This window comes from Paraburkholderia sediminicola, from assembly GCF_046026855.1.
Lineage (GTDB): Bacteria > Pseudomonadota > Gammaproteobacteria > Burkholderiales > Burkholderiaceae > Paraburkholderia > Paraburkholderia sediminicola_A.
Genome location: NZ_JAQQET010000122.1, coordinates 1 through 232, shown reverse-complemented (window position 1 = coordinate 232; position 232 = coordinate 1). Strand labels below are relative to the sequence as shown.

1 protein-coding gene is annotated in these 232 nt (G+C 54.3%); it reads left to right on the top strand.

Translation table 11 applies throughout. The features are described 5' to 3' along the window. Positions 1 to 185, top strand: a 185-nt coding sequence (locus tag PQR40_RS39050; protein ID WP_408511290.1) for an integrase core domain-containing protein, incomplete at its 5' end; no start/stop codon positions are given. Positions 186 to 232: the final 47 nt, after the last annotated feature.

Below are 232 nucleotides of genomic sequence, written 5' to 3'. Positions count from 1 at the left end.
ACGCGCCGGTGGAGCGTTTCTTCAGAAGCCTGAAAAGCGAATGGATCGACGAGAAAGGGTACCCCGATCACGCGCACGCCGAACACGACATCAGGGCCTACATCGACGACTTTTATAACTACCGTCGCATCCATTCGGCAGCAGGCGGTCAGCCGCCAGCACGATGCGAAGCTTCACTTTTTTAAATATTCCCCTTTCCGGGTGTCCATGTTTACTTGACCACTACAGTGCC